This is a genomic window from Pseudomonas mandelii (genome assembly GCF_024138395.1).
Taxonomy (GTDB): domain Bacteria; phylum Pseudomonadota; class Gammaproteobacteria; order Pseudomonadales; family Pseudomonadaceae; genus Aquipseudomonas; species Aquipseudomonas mandelii_E.
Map to the genome: position 1 here is coordinate 16146 of NZ_JAMYDU010000002.1, position 20857 is coordinate 37002.

Annotated in this window: 17 protein-coding genes; 9 read left to right on the plus strand and 8 right to left on the minus strand. The window is 57.7% G+C overall.

All coding sequences use genetic code 11. The features are described from left to right. The first annotated feature begins 3 nt into the window (after positions 1-3). From NHU87_RS03455 to NHU87_RS03470, 4 genes are all read left to right on the plus strand, one after another. Positions 4-864, plus strand: coding sequence for an endonuclease/exonuclease/phosphatase family protein (locus tag NHU87_RS03455; protein WP_253545665.1), 861 nt, complete (start codon positions 4-6; stop codon positions 862-864). Next, a complete protein-coding gene (locus tag NHU87_RS03460; protein ID WP_253545667.1) occupies positions 865-2880 on the plus strand; it encodes a diguanylate cyclase in 2016 nt (671 codons plus the stop codon). A 104-nt stretch (positions 2881-2984) separates the two neighbouring features. Then, positions 2985-3764 carry an N-acetylmuramoyl-L-alanine amidase gene (locus tag NHU87_RS03465; protein WP_253545669.1) on the plus strand — a complete coding sequence of 260 codons (780 nt, stop codon included), beginning with the start codon at positions 2985-2987 and terminating at the stop codon, positions 3762-3764. A 73-nt stretch (positions 3765-3837) separates the two neighbouring features. Next, positions 3838-5454, plus strand: a complete 1617-nt coding sequence (locus tag NHU87_RS03470; RefSeq protein WP_253545671.1) for an EAL domain-containing protein — start codon at positions 3838-3840, stop codon at positions 5452-5454. A gap of 12 nt (positions 5455-5466) precedes the next feature. Here NHU87_RS03470 and NHU87_RS03475 read toward each other — a convergent pair whose 3' ends face one another. Together NHU87_RS03475 and algB are read right to left on the minus strand one after the other, a co-directional pair. Next, entirely contained in the window at positions 5467-7257 is a 1791-nt protein-coding gene (locus NHU87_RS03475; RefSeq protein WP_253545673.1) for an ATP-binding protein, read from the minus strand. A gap of 10 nt (positions 7258-7267) precedes the next feature. Beyond that, positions 7268-8614 carry a sigma-54-dependent response regulator transcription factor AlgB gene (gene algB / locus NHU87_RS03480; protein WP_253545675.1) on the minus strand — a complete coding sequence of 449 codons (1347 nt, stop codon included), beginning with the start codon at positions 8612-8614 and terminating at the stop codon, positions 7268-7270. Between the two features lie 436 nt (positions 8615-9050). On the opposite strand from algB, the gene NHU87_RS03485 reads away from it, so the two are divergent. The 5 genes from NHU87_RS03485 (at position 9051) to NHU87_RS03505 (ending at position 13532) form a co-directional block, all read left to right on the plus strand. Then, positions 9051-9335 carry a hypothetical protein gene (locus NHU87_RS03485; protein ID WP_253545677.1) on the plus strand — a complete coding sequence of 95 codons (285 nt, stop codon included), beginning with the start codon at positions 9051-9053 and terminating at the stop codon, positions 9333-9335. A gap of 81 nt (positions 9336-9416) precedes the next feature. Next, positions 9417-9581, plus strand: coding sequence for a DUF1328 domain-containing protein (locus NHU87_RS03490; RefSeq protein ID WP_003177151.1), 165 nt, complete (start codon positions 9417-9419; stop codon positions 9579-9581). A gap of 2 nt (positions 9582-9583) precedes the next feature. Next, positions 9584-10048: an inhibitor of vertebrate lysozyme family protein gene (locus NHU87_RS03495; protein ID WP_253545679.1), complete on the plus strand. Its 465-nt coding sequence runs from the start codon at positions 9584-9586 to the stop codon at positions 10046-10048. A 680-nt stretch (positions 10049-10728) separates the two neighbouring features. After that, the gene (gene gltP / locus NHU87_RS03500) at positions 10729-12060 is read left to right on the plus strand and encodes a glutamate/aspartate:proton symporter GltP (protein ID WP_253545681.1); all 1332 of its coding nucleotides are present in this window, start codon (positions 10729-10731) and stop codon (positions 12058-12060) included. A 242-nt stretch (positions 12061-12302) separates the two neighbouring features. Continuing rightward, positions 12303-13532: a nucleoside recognition domain-containing protein gene (locus NHU87_RS03505; RefSeq protein ID WP_253545683.1), complete on the plus strand. Its 1230-nt coding sequence runs from the start codon at positions 12303-12305 to the stop codon at positions 13530-13532. 188 nt (positions 13533-13720) lie between these two features. On the opposite strand, the gene NHU87_RS03510 is transcribed toward NHU87_RS03505, so the two are convergent. From NHU87_RS03510 to NHU87_RS03535, 6 genes are all read right to left on the minus strand, one after another. Next, positions 13721-14749 carry a DUF5924 family protein gene (locus NHU87_RS03510; RefSeq protein WP_253545685.1) on the minus strand — a complete coding sequence of 343 codons (1029 nt, stop codon included), beginning with the start codon at positions 14747-14749 and terminating at the stop codon, positions 13721-13723. 202 nt (positions 14750-14951) lie between these two features. Further along, the gene (locus NHU87_RS03515; protein WP_253545687.1) at positions 14952-16328 is read right to left on the minus strand and encodes a M16 family metallopeptidase; all 1377 of its coding nucleotides are present in this window, start codon (positions 16326-16328) and stop codon (positions 14952-14954) included. Between the two features lie 56 nt (positions 16329-16384). Continuing rightward, positions 16385-18043, minus strand: coding sequence for a Na/Pi cotransporter family protein (locus tag NHU87_RS03520; protein ID WP_253545689.1), 1659 nt, complete (start codon positions 18041-18043; stop codon positions 16385-16387). Positions 18044-18403: 360 nt separating this feature from the next. Beyond that, positions 18404-18922 carry a hypothetical protein gene (locus NHU87_RS03525; protein ID WP_253545691.1) on the minus strand — a complete coding sequence of 173 codons (519 nt, stop codon included), beginning with the start codon at positions 18920-18922 and terminating at the stop codon, positions 18404-18406. 120 nt (positions 18923-19042) lie between these two features. Beyond that, positions 19043-19696, minus strand: a complete 654-nt coding sequence (locus NHU87_RS03530; RefSeq protein WP_253545693.1) for a hypothetical protein — start codon at positions 19694-19696, stop codon at positions 19043-19045. Continuing rightward, entirely contained in the window at positions 19693-20853 is a 1161-nt protein-coding gene (locus NHU87_RS03535) for a DUF2515 family protein (RefSeq protein WP_253545695.1), read from the minus strand. Before NHU87_RS03535 ends, NHU87_RS03530 begins: the two co-directional genes overlap by 4 nt. Positions 20854-20857: the final 4 nt, after the last annotated feature.

The following is a 20857-nucleotide window of genomic DNA, read 5'->3' on the forward strand; positions in this document are numbered from 1 at the left end:
GCCATGCGCCGCTGGGGAACTGAACGCATCGTTGGCCTGCACCATCCGCGGGTCAACGAGCATCACCTGGAATCAACGGGGTTGCCCGTGGACAGCCGTCTGCGTTTGCTCAGTTTCAATATCCAGGTCGGCATCAGTACCGAGCGCTATCGGCACTATCTGACTCGCGGCTGGCAGCATCTTTTGCCGCACAACGGACGTGCCGATAACCTGCAAAAAATCGGCAATCTGCTGGGCGACTTCGATCTGGTCGCCTTGCAGGAGGCCGATGGCGGCAGCCTGCGATCAGGCTACGTCAATCAAGTCGAACACCTGGCGCAGCTCGGCGCCTTCCCCTACTGGTATCAACAACTCAATCGCAATCTCGGTCATCTCGGCCAGCACAGCAATGGCGTGCTCAGCCGCCTGCGCCCGTGGGCGATTGAAGATCATCCGCTGCCGGGGCCCAAGGGTCGCGGGGCCATTCTGGTGCGCTTCGGCGAAGGTCCGGAAGCGCTCGTGGTGGTGATGATGCACCTGGCGCTAGGTGCTCGGGCCCGAAGCCTGCAACTGGCCTACATCCGCGAGATGATCGGCGGTTATAAACATCAGGTGCTGATGGGCGACATGAACACCCATGCCAGTGACTTGCTGCAAAACTCCCCGTTGCGTGATTTGGGCCTGCTCGCGCCGCAACTGGAAGCGACGTTCCCCAGCTGGCGCCCACAGCGTTGCCTGGACCATATTCTGCTCAGCCCCACCCTGACCCTTGAAAAGGTCGAAGTGCTGGCACATCCCATTTCCGATCACCTGCCGGTCGCGGTAGAGATTCGTCTGCCGGGTTCGCTCACGGCCGATGCATTACCCGCGTTGAGTCCTGCCTGAATGAGCGACGAAACACAGCGCTGGAAAGAGAAATACCTCAAAAGCATCGAACAACAGGAAAAACTGGAACGTCGATGGGACGCCCGGCTCGACTTGCTGCGTCGTGGGCTGGTGCGCAGCACCCTGGCCGCAGAGGGTACCGATCGCGCCGTCGACCAATGCATGAAGGAAATGCGCGAAGTCGTGCGCACCGATGACATGGACGCCGGCCTGGCTGCCTTGCTCCCTCGCTTGGAAAAAGCCGTGCTCGACTCCGAGCAACGTCGGGAAACCCGCGTCGATCAAGTCAGTGCCGCACTGACGGCGCTGGTTTCTCAGCTGCAAGCGTTGCCGCTTCCCCGGGAAGTGAGCCGGCCACTGAAAAGATTCGCCAAACAGCTGGACGGACGCGTAGGCCAGGCTCGCGAAATCCCGTTGCTGCTCAGTGAGCTGAGCGGCTTGCAAGGCAAGGCCTTGAACCTGCTGGAGAACCCCACCGAACCGGATCGTCCGGGTTTTCTGCAGCGCCTGTTCAGTAGGGAAACGGAGGAGACCGCGCCACAGATCGCCGTCCCCGAATCACAAATGCCTGCCCCGCAACCTGTCGAACCGGTTGCAGCACCAACGGCCGAGCCCCCACAAGCGATGGTCAATAAACCGCAACGGGTGTTGCCAACCGTAGAAGCCGCCCCGCCCGCCGCCATGCTTCCTCAACCACCGCAAATTCAGGCGCCAACAGTGATGGCACCTGCCGTTGAAGTTGTAGCGTTTGACCCGCCCGCCCTTGAGCCAGAAGCTACGGGCAGCCGAGTCCCGGAGCTACAAACCCAACCCAGTATCGAGCAACCACAAGAGCCAGTTCAGGCGATCGCCACACCGGCCATCCAGGCTCTGCCGGCAATCAATCCCGATGAACTGATTCCGGTGGCCATCGAACCAGAGCCGTCCGGGCACGATATTCTGTATGCCCTGCCGGACTCGCCGGAACCGTCCTACAGCTCTGTCGCCAAGCATATCGAAGACACCCTGCTGGGCCTTCTCGATGACCTGGCGTTGCCTGAGCGCCATCGTCCGCAAGCCGAGGCGATGCGCGATCGTCTTCAAAACGGCTTGAACTGGTACGAACTGTTACCCATCCTCGATGACCTGGCCACATTGATGCTGGCGATCACTGACAGCGGCCAGCATGAATTCGAAGCGTATCTGCAGCAACTCAACGAACGCCTCGAGTCATTCCAGAGCAACCTGCAAGCCGCGAGCGACGGCCATGCCGACAACCGCTCGGCCGCGCGCGAAATGGACACGCAAATTCGCGAGCAAGTCGACGGCTTGCAAAATAGCATGCAGGAAGCGGCGGACCTTGATGATCTCAAGCATGTGCTGGAAAACCATCTCGAAGGCCTGCTCGGCACCATGGACCAACACCAAAAGCAGCGCGATGAGCGTGAGCAGGAAGTAGCTGCACGCCTGCAAAGCCTGGCCGAAAGGGTCGCCCACATGGAGCAGGAAGCCCTGGGTTACCGCGAGCACTTGGAAGAACAGCGCCAGAAGGCGTTGATCGATCCACTGACGGGCCTACCGAATCGAGCAGCCTGGAGCGAACGCCTGGAGCACGAAATTGGTCAATGGCAACAGCAAGGCAATACCCTGTTGCTGGCAATGCTCGACCTCGACCATTTCAAGCGCATCAATGACAACTATGGCCATCTGGCGGGCGACAAGGTCCTGAAAATCATCGCCAGCGTGCTACGCAAACGTCTGCGCGGGACGGATTTCATTGCTAGGTTCGGCGGTGAAGAATTTGTGCTGTTGATGCCAGCAACACTCCCTATGGCTGGCGCGAAACTACTGGAAACCTTGCGCGCATCGATCGAGGCCTGCCCGTTCCACTTCAAGGGTGAGCGAGTCACCATCACCATTTCCATGGGACTGACCGCCTTCAGACCCGGGGAACATAGCGACCTTGTGCTTAAAAGAGCCGATCAGGCGCTGTACCGGGCGAAAAATACCGGACGAAATCGAATAGAACTGGGCTGACGGCCAATTGTTCCATTTTGTTTAAAGGTGCATTTTTTGCCATCAGCGCCACAAGGCAATACGTTACACTGTTGCATTATTGTCTCGCGTGTATTGCCCTTGCCATGAAATGTCTTGTTCTTATCGCGTCGCTGCTTTTATTAGCCGGTTGTGCCAGTGGCCCCCGAATCGATACCAGCCACTCTTCAGCCAATCACGACAGTCGCATTCAGTTCGTGGTGATGCATTACACCTCCGCATCCTTGGAGACCTCGCTGCAATTGCTGACCCATGGCGAGGTCAGCAGCCACTACCTGATCAGCGACGACAAGCGCGCCACTATTTATAAGCTGATGGATGAAAACTTCCGGGCCTGGCACGCTGGCGAAAGCGAATGGCAAGGCCGGACCTGGCTGAACTCCAGCTCCATTGGAATCGAGATCGTCAATCAAGGCTTTGAGGACACCCCGAACGGGCGTCTTTGGTATCCCTACAGCGAAGCCCAGATTCAGTCGATGATCTTTCTACTCAAAGACATCAGCAAGCGCCAAGGCATTCGCCCCCGCAATATCATTGGCCATAGCGACATCGCGCCGATGCGCAAGCTCGATCCCGGCCCGCTGTTTCCCTGGAAGCGCCTGGCTGCCGAAGGCCTGGGGATCTGGCCGGATGAGCAGGCCGTGGCACGGCAGCAAGCGCAGTTCGCCGTGCAACTGCCAAGCATCAGTTGGTTTCAGGAGCAGCTTGCCCGCGTGGGCTACGCCACACCGCAAACCGGCGAACTGGATGTAGCGACACGCAATGTGCTGGCGGCCTTTCAGCTGCATTTTCGCCCTTCCCGTTTCGACGGTACTCCGGACGCACAAACCGCGGCGATTCTTCAGGTGCTGAATCAGACAAAATAATGACGCCCGCCCGACGGTCAGCGCTTTTTTCAAATCAGCAGCTATAACTCATTGGTAATTCTTCGGATATTCCATGATGCCTGCTGCTCGGGAGAGACTGCATAGCTGGTTCTATCGCCCTTGGTTTTTGGCGATGCTGGCTACTGCCTTGAGCGCAACGCTTTTAACGGTCGGCAGTTTGTTCGTGGCGATGCATCAGGTCGAGCACAACGAGAGTCAGGAAATGAATGCTCAAGGTGAGCGCTTCCTCGTCCGTCTCGAGCAACTGTTCGGACAGCTGCGCGAAAGCCTCGATGACCTGCAAGCCCAGCCACTGCGAGGTTGCGATGATGACATGATCGCCACCCTGCAGCAGGTCAGCTTCAATTACCGCTTCGTTTATGAAGCCGCTTATATGGACACTTCGCGAATCTGCTCCAACCGCCCCCGTCAGGAAGGGGTTTCGCTGATCCGACCGCCGGACATCAAGGGCCCCACCTACAGCTATTGGCTGAACACCACCACCGAACCCGATGAGAACCGCGCCGCGCTGATGCTTGGGCGTGGTAATTTCCGGGTTGCGACGTCCCGCGGGCATTTGACCGACATGGTCGATCTGTCGCCGGGGAGCAGCCTGCTGGTGGTGCTCGACCGCGGCACCCGGGCGATTCCGGTACTCGGTATCGAGCAGCCCTGGCCCCCCAAGGAACCCTGGCCCCCGAAAAGCCAGGATGCACTGCAAGTCACGCCTACCCATCTGATTTACCGAATGCCCACTAACACTCCCGAATATCAACTGGTACTGATCACGCCGCGCACCGGGATGCATGTGCCGGCGGTATGGTGGTGGCTACTGCCGGCTAGCCTGGCATTGAGTGCCTGTGTCGGCATTCTGGTGTTTTTGCTGGTACGCCAGCGTCAGTCGCTGGATGCAGAACTGCAGGGCGCCATACAGCGAGGCGAGTTGCAGGTGTTGTATCAACCGATCTTCGACCTCGACAGCCGCAACTGCGTCGGCGCCGAAGCCCTGCTGCGCTGGCGAAGGCCGGACGGCACGCTGACAAGTCCCGACCTGTTCATTCCGATGGCGGAGAATACCGGCCAGATCCGCCAGATGACTGACTTCGTATTACAACGCCTGCTGGAACAACTCGGGCAACTGTTGCGGTCCAATCCGCAGCTGTACATCTCGGTCAATCTGGCGGCCTGCGATGTCATGGTGCCGCGTATCGGCCAAGTGATGGCGCGCCTGCTGAGCATGCACCGAGTGGCGGCCAGGCAGATTGCCTTTGAAGTGACCGAGCGCGGATTGGTGGATGTGGTGGTGGCCAGAGAAAACCTGCAAGCCCTGCGGGATGTCGGGCATCAAGTGCTGATCGACGATTTTGGCACCGGCTATTGCAGCCTCGCCTACCTGCAAACCCTACCGGTGGACTGCCTGAAAATCGACAAGGCGTTTATCGACGCGCTGGGCCATGATGCCGCCAGCAGCGGCGTGGCACCGCACATCATTCGCATGGCTCAGGCCCTGCAACTCAAAGTGATCGCAGAAGGCATCGAACACGAAGCCCAAGCGGTTTTTCTGAGCAGCGAAGGGGTGAAGTTCGGTCAGGGCTGGCTGTTCGCCCACGCACTGAGTGCCGTGCAGTTCATCGAACTGATTACCCGTGGCCGCCGACTGACCACGCGACGCCTGGATGACGAAGCCTGAAAGGGCTCCGGTTTATATCGCCAGTGCCATGTAGAACTGCGTACCCTGCCCCGGCCGCGAATAGACCCCCATCCGCCCGCCGTGCAGCTGCACGATTTCCTTGCACAGCGCCAGACCGAGCCCGGCACCGCCCTTTTTGCGGCCAACCTGAACAAAGGGCTCGAAAATCCGTCCTTGCTGGCCGTAGGCAATGCCTTCGCCGTTGTCCTCGACGCTGATAATCATCCGCTCACCATGGCGCCGAGCCTGCAAACGTATCAGTCCGTCGTGGGAGGTATGGCGCAAGGCATTGTCGATCAGGTTATCGAGCACCCGTTCCAGTTGAGCCTGATCAGCTTGCAGCCGCGGCAACGGTCCCTGCACTTCCACCCGCAGTTCGATGCCCTTCTCTTGCGCCGGGCCGGCAAAACGCATCCGGGCCTGATCCAGCAAGTCTTCGATGCAGCACGGTGCCAGCGTGAGTTTTTGCAGACCGTTTTGATAGCGAGAGAAATTCAGCAGGTCGTTGATCAACTGCATCAGGCGCTGCATTTCTTCGTTGACGGTGTCCAGCAGGTCGGCCTCGCGGGAGTCTTCGGCAAAATGCGTCCGCTCGCGGAACAGGCCGAATGCCATGTGCATCCCGGTAACCGGCGTGCGCAACTCATGGGAGGCGCGCAGGACGAACTCGCTGCGTACTCTTTCAAAGGCGCGCTGTTCGGTGACGTCATGCAATACCATCACGGCGCCGAGAATATGACCCTGGGTATGGCTGACCGGCGTCAGGCTATACGTCAGCAATCGCGACTCCCCATCGACCTCGATGCTCAAGTCGTCCGGCGCTCGTTCCAGCGTGCCACCGCGCAATACCAGTTGCAGTTGTTCATCCAGCTCGGGACGCTCGAGCGCCGTGCCCAACCCTTGGCCAAGGCGATCGGTGTCCCAGCCTAACTGGCGCTGAGCCACCGGGTTGAGGTGTTCGAGATGACCTTGACGATCGATAATCAGCAAACCGTCGTCAATGCTGTCGAGCACCGCTTGCAAACGTTGCTGACCGGCGAGCAGCTCGTCGATATTGGTAGCCTGGTGCTCACGCAAGGCCTCGGCCATGATGCCGAAGCGGCGGGTCAACTGGTTCATTTCCACCGCGGAGGAAATCGGCAGGGTCACTTCGAAATTACCCTGACCAATGTTGTCAGCCGCCGCGGCCAAGGCCTCGATCGGTGCCCCGAACCGCCGGGCGATCGCATGGGCGGTAATGAACCCGATAAACAACACCGCCACCCCGACCAATCCAAGCAGGCCGGCAATTAACAGTGCCCGCTCCCGGGCCTTGTGTTCGATCTCAGTGATGTTTTCCAGGGCGCGCTTCTGTTCAGAGATCAAACCGTTTCGCAACGCGTTGAATTTTTCCGTGAGACTCCCATCATCACTGACTACCTGTACCGGAGCACGGGAAAGATCAAAAGCCTGCAGTAAGCTCTGATAATCAGCCTTGGCCTTTTTGAAACCATACTGGGTGCCCTCGCTGGACTGCTCGCGAGCAATGCCTTCGTCAAACAACTCAAGGGAATGCTGCCTGGATGCCTCGAACGCCGAAGGATCAGGTTGCTTGTCGAGCATGATGATCAGTTGATCACCCAGGGTCTGACGCAGCTTCAAGCCCAGATCCAGCGTGACGAAGTTGTCACGGATCAAGGCTTCCTGAGTCCCTGCCATCTGCATCACGCTGACCAGTCCGAGCAAAAGCCCAAGCAGCGCCACGGTGATCAGCGCGGAAATACTCAGAAACAGCCGGGTGCGCAACGTCATCGCCAGTTTCATCGGTTACGACTCACAGGTTGTACTGCTTGCGTTTGCGATACAGGGTCGAGGCATCGATACCCAAGGTCTTGGCCGCCTGATCCAGCGTGTCGGCCGTGGCGAGAACCGCGCCAATGTGAGCTTTTTCCAGTTCATCCAGGCTCAGCGCAGCACCAATGCGCGGCGTGTGGTTGGCCGGAGTCTCGGCCATGCCCAAGTGGTTGAGCTCTACCCGCTCCTGCGGACAAATAATGCTCGCGCGCTCCACCACGTTGCGCAGCTCGCGAATGTTGCCCGGCCAGCGGTAGCTGAGCAGCGCTTCGCGGGCATCGTCGCTGAAGCATCGGGCTGGACGCGAGTATTCCTTGACGAAGCGCGCCAGGAAACGGTCAGCCAGGTTCAGAATGTCTTCCCTGCGCTCGCGAAGCGGCGGCAAGTGCAAAGTGATGACATTCAGGCGATAGAGCAAGTCTTCACGAAAACGCCCCTCACGCACCATGTCTTCCAGGTTGAGGTTAGTCGCTGCGAGGATTCGCACGTCGGCACGACGGGTCACCGGGTCACCCACGCGCTCGTATTCCTTGTCCTGGATGAAACGCAGCAACTTTGGCTGCAAAGTCAGCGGAAAATCGCCGATCTCGTCGAGAAACAGCGTTCCGCCGTCAGCCTGATTGACGCGCCCCAACGTGCTTTCGCTGGCACCGGTGAAGGCGCCACGGCTGTGTCCGAAGAGCTCGCTGTCCATTAATTCGGCAGTCAGGGATGGGCAATTAATGGTGACGCAGGATTTCTTCTGGCGTTTGCTCCAGCCGTGAATCGCCCGTGACAGCTCACCTTTACCGGTGCCGGACTCGCCAAGAAGCAGGATATTGGCGTCGGTACTGGCGACCTGGCGCGCGGTTTCGAGCACCACTTTCATGGCCGGACTATAGGAATCCAGTCCCTCCTTGGGTTTGCGCACTTCACCTTCGAGGGCTTCCAGCCGCGCCGAGAGTTGGCGTACTTCCAGCTGTTTGGCAGTGGCCAGGCGCAACTGGTCGGGGCTGCAAGGTTTGACCAGATAGTCGGCGGCACCCGCTTGAATCGCATCCACTGCGGTGTCCACGGCCGAGTGAGCAGTGACAATGACTACTCGCATCCAGGGCGCCTGAATACGCATCTGGGCCAGCACATCCAGGCCGTTATCTTCACCCAGGCGCAAATCGAGGAAACACAGGTCGAAAACCTGGCGCTGCAACAAGGCTTCGGCCTGAGCAGCGCTGGTCGCGGTGGCCACGCTGTAGCCTTCGTCTTCGAGGCAATAGCGAAAGGTTCGGAGGATGGCGGACTCGTCGTCCACCAGCAGAATGCGGCCTTGATGCTCAGTGGCTGATTCCATGTTCCTACGCTCCTTTAATGGTTGAATTTGGTTAGGCCCGGAAAAAATCGGGCAACTTGCATGATTGATTGTGGCCGATTTCAGCCAAATCAGCGGAGCTATCTACTTCGCCATAAGATAACCCGCTGATTTATTTAATTTTTTATTAATGAACCGTTCTTCGGCGATTGCCTGCGTCCCTTTCTGACATCCGCGCCCTTCGTTCAATTCCAAAAATATTGAAAGTTTCGGCGAATTCATCGTGCATTACGCACGGCCTTGAATGGGCCATCGTGCAGGATGCGTCCAGAGCGATTTTCACAATTCATGTAACTCATTGATTTAAATCGTATTAAACCCAACAAAAAGGTGGCATGCAGGCTGCAGGTATCTGAGTACTCAGGGCATTTAATAAATCAGTGCCCGCCAACCTACCCACAGTGGGAGGAACTTCAGGATGAATCGCCAAGGTGCCGCCCAATTGCGTATCTCGCCGTTGCATATCCAGCAAGGCTTGTTCGCCCTGCTGGCATTGTTGATCACCTTGATTGGCGGCCAGCAGTTCTTGCGTTGGGAACAGAGCCAGCAGCCAGAGACGCCGCCACACCTGTCGATTCCCCACGCCCCCCAAACCCACTTTAGTGCCGTCAGCAACCAGGCTGACAGCGACTCGATGCGAATGATGGACGTCGACCAGGCCCAGCCTGTGGACGAGACGCCTCAGGAGCGTTGGGTGTTTTAAGCAAACGAACTTGGCGCGCTCAACGCGCCGGGATAAGCACCACCAGCAACACCTTTAAATAGAAGCGTAAGGAGAATCACCATGTTGAGCTGGGCAATCACATTCCTGATCATTGCCATCATCGCTGCAGTATTGGGCTTCGGTGGTATCGCGGGCACCGCCACGGGTATCGCCAAGATTCTCTTTGTCGTGTTCCTGGTGATGTTCATTGCTTCCTTCTTCTTTGGCCGCCGCGGTCGAGGCTGAACATGAGCATTTCGTTAAAGACAGTGGCAGCCGCCCTGCTTCTGGGCGGCAGTGCCATGGCAATGGCGGCCAACGATGGCCAGATGCGAGCCAATCAATTGCTCAATGCAGACCCGCAGTACCGTGAAACCTGGCAAGGCGTTGTGAAGAAAGAAGAACGCCTGCCGGAATGGGTGATGAACCTGTCCGGCGATGCCGAACAAATGAACGCCGTCGAAGAGGATGGCGACAAGTATGTGGTCGGGCCGCTCTGCGAAACGCAGCAGACGTGTCTGAACAAACGCTTGATCGTGGCATTCAGCTTCGACAAAAAGGACGCCTACGCCATGCTGGTCGAAGTGCCAGCAGGCCTGCCGGCCGACAAGTCGCCCACGCGACATGCCGATTACCGCTTCCTCGGCAAACCGAACGAAGGCATGCAGGAGTTGTTGATGGAGCAACTGAAGAAAGATCCGAACTGGTATTGAGTTTCGAAACACGAAAGAGGCCCAGCGCTTCTTTCCACTGCGCTACCCGAGGACGGTAGACGCATGACCAAGGGGTCGGGATGTTCTGACTGCTTCAGGGTCGGAGTGACCTACGGGTACAGGGAGTACCTGCGCAAGGGCCGGGTCAGGTAAAGCGCCGCCAGTTCGCCGGGGCCAAAGTGGCCCGACGAACTTGCGGAGCGCTTCAACGTGCAAAACGTTGATCTAGAGCATTCAGCTCATCTGTTCTTGGTGCATATTCCCCGCAAAACCGTTTCGCGGTGTTTCCTCTTGACCGTATATCGAGAAAGCTCCCGACTTTCCCGAGAGAGAATTCGCAGCCAAACGTAGGATTTTTCCTAAATTTCCGCTTATTTAAAAAACATCGACCTGCGCTGAAATGGCCGGCATACGGCACTTATGCCCGCCTGAATGTCGTTTTCAAACCGGTTGGGACGCGGGTTTCAGTTAGAAAATCTCATGCCGATTCGGCATAGGGTAGGCGTTTACGGCATTAGACGGCGCTTCCCTGCATCGGAATAGTTGCGCCTTTTTCGCTGCCTGAGAGCTGTAAATGCTCGCTCGCGGGGACCTTATACGGGGCCGATGCAAGAGGTGTTCGCCATTGAGCGTTTCAGTTCATGCATCAGCCTGAGTCAAACGCAAGTAAGGGTAAAGATATGAAGAAGGCAAAGCTTAGCCTCGCCTGGCAGATCCTCATCGGTCTGGTTCTGGGGATAGCAATTGGTGCACTGCTCAACCATTTCAGTGCCGAAAAAGCCTGGTGGATCAGCAACGTACTGCAACCGGCAGGCGATATCTTTATCCGTCTGATCAAGATGATCGTGATCCCGATCGTGATCTCCTCGCTGATCGTCGGCATCGCTGGCGTGGGCGACGCGAAGAAACTCGGGCGCATCGGTCTGAAGACCATCATTTACTTCGAGATCGTCACCACCATCGCCATTCTGGTCGGTCTGGTGCTGGCCAACGTGGTTCATCCGGGCAGCGGCATCGACATGAGCACCCTCGGTACGGTGGATATTTCCAAGTACCAGGCCACTGCTGCCGAGGTTCAGCATGAACATGCGTTCATCCAGACCATCCTCAACCTGATCCCGTCGAACATCTTCGCGGCTATGGCCCGCGGCGAGATGCTGCCGATCATCTTCTTCTCCGTGTTGTTCGGTCTCGGTCTGTCGAGCCTGCAATCGGACCTGCGCGATCCGCTGGTGAAGATGTTCCAGGGCGTATCGGAAAGCATGTTCAAGGTCACTCACATGATCATGAACTACGCCCCGATCGGTGTGTTCGCCTTGATCGCGGTGACCGTCGCCAACTTCGGCTTTGCCTCCCTGCTGCCGCTGGCCAAACTGGTCGTCCTGGTTTACTTCGCCGTCGCCTTCTTCGCCTTCGTGGTGCTGGGCCTGATCGCTCGCCTGTTCGGCTTCTCGGTGATCAAGCTGATGCGCATCTTCAAGGATGAGCTGGTCCTGGCTTACTCCACCGCCAGTTCCGAAACCGTGCTGCCGCGCGTGATCGAGAAGATGGAAGCCTACGGCGCGCCGAAAGCCATTTGCAGTTTCGTGGTACCGACCGGCTATTCGTTCAACCTCGACGGTTCGACCCTGTACCAGAGCATCGCGGCGATCTTCATCGCCCAGCTCTACGGCATCGACCTGTCGATCAGCCAACAGTTGCTGCTGGTGCTGACGCTGATGGTCACCTCCAAAGGCATCGCCGGCGTACCGGGTGTGTCCTTCGTGGTGCTGCTGGCTACTCTGGGCAGCGTCGGTATTCCACTGGAAGGTCTGGCGTTCATCGCTGGTGTCGACCGCATCATGGACATGGCCCGTACCGCGCTGAACGTGATCGGCAACGCCTTGGCCGTGCTGGTCATCGCACGTTGGGAAGGCATGTACGACGACGCCAAGGGCGAGCGCTACTGGAACTCCCTGCCGCATTGGCGCAGCAAGGAAAAGCTGCCGGTTGGCGAAATTTCCAGCAACTGATGTAGATCCCTGTAGGAGCGAGCGGTGCGGCGATCCGACTTGCCCGCGAATGGGACGCCGCGGTGTTTCAGTTGCACCGCGTTATCGTTCTTCGCTGGCAAGCCATGCTCCTACAGGACGGAGTTGCACGCACATTATGTGTAGAGCGATAAACGCTCGCAGACAAACCCCGGAGAAATCCGGGGTTTGTCGTTTCTGCCTACCCCGCTATCATTCGCCGCAACTTTCGGGGGATTTGACTGATGCTTAATGGCCTGTGGCTTGGCTTCTTCATCGTGGCGGCCGTATCGGCGCTCGCGCAGTGGCTGATCGGCGGTAACGCCGGGATCTTTGCGGCGATGGTGGAAAGCCTTTTCGCCATGGCCAAATTGTCGGTCGAGGTCATGGTCCTGTTGTTCGGCACCCTCACCCTCTGGCTGGGCTTTCTGCGGATCGCCGAGAAGGCCGGGATCGTCGATTGGCTGGCCAAGGCGCTGGGGCCGTTGTTCCTGCGCCTGATGCCGGAAGTGCCGGCCGGGCATCCGGCCATCGGCCTGATCACCCTCAATTTCGCCGCCAATGGCCTGGGCCTGGACAACGCCGCCACGCCCATCGGCCTCAAGGCCATGCGTGCGCTACAGGACCTCAATCCCAGCGACACGATTGCCAGCAATGCGCAGATCCTTTTTCTGGTGCTCAACGCCTCCTCCCTGACCCTGCTGCCGGTGACCATCTTCATGTACCGCGCCCAGCAAGGCGCGCCTGATCCGACGCTCGTATTCCTGCCAATCCTGCTGGCGACCAGCTGTTCGACCCTGGTCGGTCTGTTATCGGTGGCGGTCATGCAGCGCCTGCGCCTGTGGGACCCGGTGGTGCTGGCCTACATGATTCCCGGTGCCCTGGCACTCGGTGGTTTCATGGCGCTGCTGGCGACGCTCTCGGCGACCGCTCTGGCGAGCCTGTCTTCGATCCTCGGCAACCTGACGCTGTTCGGGCTGATCATGCTGTTTCTGGTGATCGGTGCATTGCGCAAAGTGAAGGTCTACGAGGCATTCATCGAAGGCGCCAAAGAAGGCTTCGAGGTGGCCAAGAACCTGCTGCCATATCTGGTGGCGATGCTCTGTGCCGTGGGCGTGCTGCGAGCATCCGGGGCACTGGATTTCGGTCTGGACGGGATTCGGCATCTGGTGGAATGGGCCGGTTGGGACACGCGCTTCGTCGACGCGCTGCCGACGGCCATGGTCAAACCTTTCTCCGGCAGCGCCGCACGGGCAATGCTGATTGAAACCATGAAGACCTCCGGCGTCGACAGCTTCCCGGCGCTGGTGGCGGCGACGATTCAGGGCAGTACCGAAACAACCTTCTATGTGTTGGCGGTGTACTTCGGTGCCGTGGGCATCCAGCGCGCGCGGCATGCGGTGGGGTGTGCGTTGCTGGCGGAGTTGGCGGGAGTGTTGGGGGCCATCGGAGTTTGCTACTGGTTCTTCGGTTGACCAGAACCCCTGTGGGAGCGGGCTTGCCCGCGATGGCGGTCTAACCGTCAACACAGATGTTGAATGTACCGGCCTCATCGCGGGCAAGCCCGCTCCCACAGGAATTGAGTGGTGGCTTTAGACCCTCAATGGCATATCCACGAACCAGTAACGTATCCAGCCGCACGACCACGCTCGCCGCTGTGCTCTTACTTTTCTTTGGCGGGTGTGCTGTCCAGGACCTTGAAGCGCAACACACCGATCAGCTGACCGTCCTCAGTCAGTACCCGAACCTGCCATTTGCCGGCGGGGTTGCCGGGGAAGTTCTGCTTGTGGGTCCAGGCGCGGTAGCCTTCCTTGCGCCCGCCGTGGATGTCCAGAGGAATACGGTCGACCTCTTTACCGTTGAATATCCAGACGTGATAAATCCGCTCCGCCAGACCCCGCGGGGCGTTGATCGCGGTGTACGCGTACAACCCGCCTCCGCGAATCTGTTCGGCGCTGACTTCTTCCAGACTCTTGCCGGGAGTTCGATCCTGCATTTGAGTGCTGATCGCCACATCGGTCATCCACAGAGTCGCCGGCGGAACCCAAGAGCGCAGCACCCAACCGGCGGCGCCGATACCGACGGTGATGCTGAGGATCGCCAGCGCATTGCGCACGGTGCGAATCGGGAAGATCGAGGCCAGGCTCGGGAACGACAGCAGCATGGCAATGCCCAGCGCCAGCTTGAAGCTCTGGGCGGTGGTCAGGTGCAGAATGACGGGCAGGGCGGTCAGCAGGGCCGCGAACAGGGTCAGGGTGTGCAACGCCAAAAAAGCCCAGCGGCGCGGCGCCAGCCATTTGTAGTAGAGCGGGTCGATGATCGAAATCAGCGCCGCCATGCTCAATAATCCAGTGAAGAATAACTGGCCGCTGTTCCAGGTGGTGGTGATCAAAAAGAACGGCAGGACAAAGAACAGGCTTTCCTGATGGATCATCTGCGTCGCGTAACGCAGCAGCGGCGGGGGTATTTCGCGCTTGAAGACCCTGGCGAACAGCTTGGTGAGGCTGTTCTCCAGCATCAGCCAGACCCAGCTGATCAGCATGATCGTGGTGATCCACGTCGCCAGACCTTGTTGGCGATCCACCAGCATGAAACTGCCGACCCCGGAGATGAAACCGCCAAACGCAATGACCCCGGGATAGCGCTTCATCAACTCGAGGAGGCGCTGTACGTACAGGGTCAGATTCGGCATTCGGCGATTCACACTAGTCGAGGGGAAAATCCTCGACAGGGTACCGCCCGAGGGGTCCTGTGGCGAGGGGGCTTGCCTCAATGCCGCGACGAAGAACCTGTGGGAGCGTGGCTTGCCCGCGAAGAATGCACCGCGGTTTTTCAGGTATTACGCGTCATCGTTCTTCGCGGGCAAGCCACGCTCCCACAGGTTCTGCGAACGCTTACTTTCTGCGATGGAAACGCCAACCCAATATTCCAAGCACCATCAATCCAAATCCCCCCACCATCGCCCACATCACCTGGTCATAACTCATCAGCGGCTTCTCGATCCGCAGATACCCCGGTTGCAGCAGCAACTCGCGCATTGCCTTGTTCGCCTCTGCCAGTGTCACGCCTTGCAGTGCCTTGGTCGGGTTAATGAAATGTCCATCCTCGTAGTCGCCAAGGGCGCTCCAGTAATAGTCCGCCAGAGCGCTATTGCCTTGCACGGCCCAAGTCTGGCGAGCGATGGCGGCCTGCCTGAGACGGGCAAAGGTGGTGGCGTCGAGGCCGTTCTTGAGCAGATCGGCTTTAAGCTCATCCAGCACGTGTTCTGCTGCCGGCACGTCGTCGCGATCAAGGTCGGCGTTCAGACTCATGAAGCCAACTCCGCCAAATACCTCGCGCTCGGCCGAGGGCCCGTAAGACAACCCATGGGTCAGGCGCAATTGGCGATAGAGCGCCCAGTCCAGATAATCCTTGAGCAGGTCGAAAGTTTCGTCGTGCTGATCTTCCAGCACCGGTTCCGGCACCAGCCAATGCAATTTGGCACCGCCGCCGACGAAACCGTTACTCAAGTTGCGCTCATGGGCCGCGCTGGCCTGAATGTCTGGCAGGGGCAGGTGAGCGCTAGGCTCAACCGGTTCGAGTGCGCCATAGGCCCGTTCCAGATAGGCCGGCAGCAAGCGGTCGAGGTCGCCGACCACGATCAGGCTCATGTTGTTAGGCGCGTACCAGGCCTTGCGCACGTTTTCCAGTTGCTCGCGGGTCAGGTGATCGACTTGCGCGCGCTCGGGGCATTTGAGGCCCAGCTCCACCGCCAACTGATTACTCGCGGTGTGCCCCAGATCCTGGCGATCCAGCCAGCGTTGCAGGCGCGAATAATGACCACCGTCTTCGCGCTCGACCACTTGCTTGGCGACGTTGATGGCATTGTCGTCGATACGGGTCTGGGTCAGCAGCGCCAACAACAGGTCGAGAACCTTGCGCTGGTTTTTCGCCGGGGCTTCGATGACGAAGGTCGTGTCGGCGTTGCTGGTATAGGCATTCCACTCACCGCCCAGAGCCTGCATGCGTTCTTCCAGACCGCCTTCGCCGGTAGCGTCGATGCCGCTGAACAGCAAGTGTTCGAGCAGATGCGGCAGTTCCTTGTCGGCGCAGCTGAAATCGTCCAGGCCTACGCCGACCACCAGCCGGATCGCCACATGCCCGCGCTCGGTGCCCGGTTTGAGGACCAATTGCAGGCCATTGCGCAAGGTGTAGCCCTCGACTTGAAAGCGATCAAGGGCGAGTGAAGGCAATGAACCGAGCAATAGACAAGCGAACAACAGACAACGCATAACGAGTTTCCGTACGACCAGCGTAAGTTCAACAGACTTCAAGCAACTGTGGACGTTCAGGGTGAATGAGTGATGTCAGTTATATCGTCGGCCGCCAGAGCGCCGGTGTCTGAAGTGCCCAACACCGCATAGGCGCTGCTGCAGAACAGTGAATTCAAGCGTCTCATGTCAGCAATCAATTCCAGATGCAGCGAACTGGTCTCGATACTTTGCACGATCTTACGGTTTAATCGGCTGACATGAGCGTGGGCCAGGCGGCGTTCCTGTGCGCGAAAGCGACGTTTCTCACGCAACAACTGGCGGGCGCTTTGCGGGTCGGCGCTGAGGAACACCGACAACCCCAGCCGCAGGTTAGCAATCAATTGGTTTTGCAGCCCCGCCAACTCCTCCAGACCGTCCTCGGAGAAAGACCGCCGTTGCGAGGTTTTCTGCTGCTGAACCTTGCGCAGCATGCGTTCGATCACGTCGCTGGCAAGTTTCAGGTTGATCGCCAACTCGATGGTTTCCGCCCAGCGCCGGCTGTCCTGCTCGCTGAGGTCTTCGCGGGGCATTTGCGCCAGATAGAGCTTGATGGCGCTGTAGAGCGCTTCGACATCATCGGTCTGACGACGTATTTCCTGGGTGACGGCGCTCTGTTTGCCGCGCAGCACGTCGAGCATGGCTTCGAGCAAGCTATCGACCAGATCCCCCATGCGCAGGGTTTCCCGGGCGGCATTGGCCAATGCCAGACTCGGGGTGACCAATGCGGTTGGATCAAGATGCCGCGGTTTGGCCGTGCCATTGATGTCCGGTCGCTCTGGCAACAACCACGCACAGAGCTTGGCCATCGGCCCGACGCTGGGCAACAGGATCAGGCACCGCGCGGTGTTGTAGAGCAGGTGGAAGCCGATGACCATTTCCTGCGGGCTGAAGTCGAGACTATCGATCCAGTGCGCCAGCGGATCGAGCACCGGAATGATCAGCAGCAGGCCGATCAGTTTGTACAACAGGCTGCCGAGCGCCACCTGACGGCCAGCCGCGTTCTGCATGCTGGTACTGAGGAAAGCAAGAATGCCGCTGCCGATGTTGGCGCCGATCACCAGGCCGATGGCCACTGGCAGGCTGATCACGCTGGCACCGGCGAGGGTCGCGGTGAGCAAAACGGCGGCCAGGCTGGAGTAGGAAATCATCGCAAACAGCGCGCCGACCAGAGCATCGAGCAGGATGTCGCCGGTCAGGGAGGCGAAGATGACCTTCACCCCTTGCGCCTGAGTGATCGGCGTGGCGGTCTCGACGATCAGTTGCAGCGCCAGAATGATCAGCCCCAGACCGATACTGACCCGGCCCATCTGCCCGACCCGAGTCTGCTTGCGCGACAGAAAGAAAATCACCCCGAGGAAAATCAGCAGCGGCGATAGCCAAGACAAGTCGAGGGTCAGTACCCGCGCCATCAACGCGGTACCCACGTCGGCACCGAGCATGGTCGCCAGGGCCGGGGTCAGCGCCATCAGGCCCTGACCGACAAACGAGGTCACGAGCATAGCGGTGGCATTGCTGCTCTGGACCATGGCGGTCACTGCGATCCCGGCGACAAACGCGAGCCAGCGCCTGGACATGTTATGGGCAATCACATGGCGCAAGTTGGAACCATAAACCCGCAGGATGCCGGTTCGGACGATGTGCGTGCCCCAGATCAACAAGGCCACGGCCGATAACAAATTGAGCAGGGTGAGCATGCAGACCCCCTGTGGTGCCAGCGCCCCAGTGGGGCAAGTCGACGGTGCCGCGCGTTTTTTTACGTTCTGTACTTAAGCTGTAGTTGGCTAACGGTCTGGGCGCCAGCATCGCATAGCTAAAGAGGGGATTGAAACAAAACTGTCATGTAGACGGGTTGCTGCAGAAAATGAGAAAGGGACCGGAAGGACGCTGCCGCTCAGTTGAAAAGGGTGCATGAACATAACCCTTGTGGCGAGGGAGCTTGGTCCCGTTGGGCTGCGCAGCAGCCCTAACATCGGGGGGATTTCAATCGCTGAAAAGATCCTCGCATAAAAAATTCTGCTCTTGGAAATATCGGTGCCGTCGTCTGAAGCGTCTCTTCATTCGCTGTAGTAATCCGAACCTACGCTAACATCGATCAGATACTTCGCCTTTTTAGGGTCACGCTCATTACAGCGGGCATAGCATTTGACGTTAAGCGCCAGACTGTATTTATGGGGTATCAACAGCACGGTCACCACTACGTGGTCAAATAATTCAGCCTGAAGCTCGCTTTTATTATCCTCGGTAGCGGTTTCAACCCAAGGATTTCTTTCGGCATCCCGCAGTACCCAACCAGCATTTTTGAATTGGTTCTGTAACTGATCGAGCACCACAATCAATTGATCGAACGGCAACGTTTCAAGCATCGGAGAAGTCGTCATAGTCGAGACTTTCCCCTCATCAAATCCAATCGCGCCAAACTTGGTGGCCGGCAGCGTAAAGCCATGGTCGAGATCATCAAATTGGACGACAACTGGATTGCTGATCCAGGTTGAACTCGGATGGGGGTGGCTCACTTGGGTAAACGGCAGTTTTGCGTTTGACTGGAAATGTGGAGTCTTTAACGACTGCTGCATATGGCTTGCCGATATGAAGGATCAACCCATCAATCGGGTAGTGAAAAGAGGTTAGGCAAATGAACAACATAAAAAACGCTGCTCTGTGCAAACAATTTCGATACCTTGGGAAGTGGTTCTTCATTTTTCAGTGTGATCACGGCCTACGCTGATATCGATCAGATATTTTGCCGTTGTTGAATCACGCTCATCGCAGCGCGCATAACACTTAATCAGAAGCAGCAAACTGTATTTCCCCGGCACGTAAAGATCGATGCCGTCAGCCTGATCGAAAAGCTTTGCCTGTAGTTGTTCACGCTCTGCAACAGAGTCGAGTCTGAACCAATCGTTCTTCTCTTCGGGCTGAAGCTCCCATCCTTGGTTTTTAAGGGTGTTCTGCAAGCCCTCCAACCGTTCCACTGCCTTTCTAAATGACATTGTTTCTAACATGGGCGACGTGGTCAGGGTTGTGACCTTCCGGCTTCCATAGGTAACCGCGCCAAAGACCGTAGGAGGAAGCTTGAACCCGTAATCAGGATCATCAAACTCTATAACGGTCAGGCTGGTAATCCATGTAGAACTCGGATGAGGAGGGTCTTTAGCGTCGTTAGGATCACCAGGATAAATTGCCGTGCTGCCTTCGACTGAGAATGTCGAGTCTTTGATGACCTGCTCGTAGGGCTTTCCTATGTAGACGGATAAAGTCTTGGTGCTCCAACGGGAATACACCAAGCTACCTGCCACGAGAAGAACGAAAAAAAACAAAATCATTCGGCGTTGATTTGAACTGATCACTGACGTACTCCATTTCCATTTGCGATATCTGTAATGGAGTTTTTTAACTGACCTTTAGTAGTTGGATTCTTTAGCAGGTTGTTGAATTGTGCGGCGGCCCGTAGGACGAACTCCATCCTTTGATTTTTATCCGCAAGATTGGCGAACGGATTGCTGCTGAAAGAAACGCTTCGATGGTCTGGTGCTCTGCACTGACTGGCCAATGTGAGTTGTATCCCCTCTGGAACGCCAGAAAGCAGACCTGTGACTACGGAAATAATGTCTGAGGCGTGTGTGCCACGAATGAGCGAGGCGAATTGCACGTCCTCATACATCGCGGGTTGCAGGATATTGATCTGCTCATGAGCAGCCATGGAGTTAACGCTGTCGGCAATTCTCCCAGCGTCGATTGCCTCAAAAGTCTCAAAAATTTCTTTATGGGCGACGCCGAACGCTACACTTTTCCCTATTGGCCACATCACATCCTTCGCTATTTCCCTTCGGCTTTTTAGGCATTTATCCATTTCCTTGTATCCACGCACCATAAAAAAGCGATGCAGGGGATAAACATCTAGAAATAGCGCAGTGTTACCCAATGCAAGCATCTCGTGCACGTAGTCCAGTTGTTGTTGAACTAGTGAGCGAGAATTGTCGCCGAAGGTTATGTCAGCAGTAGGAACCGGATTCTCTGACCTGGCTTTGTCTACTTCCTTTTGATCTCTAGGATCGGTTCGGCTGAATTTGAACCCGAGTCCTTCGAACAAAGTTTCCGACGGTGCGTCGCGCAATTTTCGGTGGGCATCTTTTTCTGCCGCGATTCCTTTTTGTAGCTTGGCAGCATGCAACAACCCACACCCCACTTGCTTGGAAGCAAACGCCGCCAACCCCGCCCACTGAAACCGGTTATCCGCCAGCCACAACTGCGCATACGCCGCGTTGATCTTGCGGTTGCGCGCCTGCGGGTCGGCAATCAGTACACCGCCCGGTGCAACCCAATCTTCGGCTTCTTTTTGAAACCTGCGCCACAGGCAGTTACAGGTCAGCAACGGCACTTCGACACGGGTTTTCGGGTTCGGACCACCCTTGGTGGTTTCGCGTTTGCAGGCGGGCAGTTCGCAGGTACTGTCCCAGAGTTTTTTCATGTCCAGGTCGTCTGGCGCGATGCATTGTCCGGTCATTTCA